Source organism: Chryseobacterium sp. SIMBA_029 (assembly GCF_046535275.1).
GTDB lineage: Bacteria > Bacteroidota > Bacteroidia > Flavobacteriales > Weeksellaceae > Chryseobacterium.
The window spans coordinates 1-251 of record NZ_JAWRXA010000627.1; the positions used below are offsets into that span (position 1 = coordinate 1).

Sequence of the window (251 nt, forward strand, 5' to 3'; positions counted from 1 at the left end):
GCGCTGCCGTAGCGCTTGACGACCTTGTCGATCGTGACACTTGCCATGGGGATCTCCTTACGCCGCGCCGATGTGGATGCGGGTGGCCGAGAGGGCTCCCTCGTGAATGATCAGTCCGGCCGATCCGCCGGCAAAGGTCTGGTCATTGGCTTCGACCGTGGTGCCGCCGACCGTAGCGGAAAGCTTGTCGCCCCTGGCCGAGAGCTTCATCGTAAAGCGCGTCTCGAATTCGACCTGGAGTGCGGTCGAGG

1 protein-coding gene is annotated in these 251 nt (G+C 63.7%); it reads right to left on the reverse strand.

Going from position 1 to position 251, the window contains the following annotated elements:
• Positions 1-57: 57 nt before the first annotated feature.
• A partial coding sequence (locus tag SB679_RS25485) for a hypothetical protein (RefSeq protein WP_410705144.1) occupies positions 58-251 on the reverse strand: 194 nt, incomplete at its 5' end.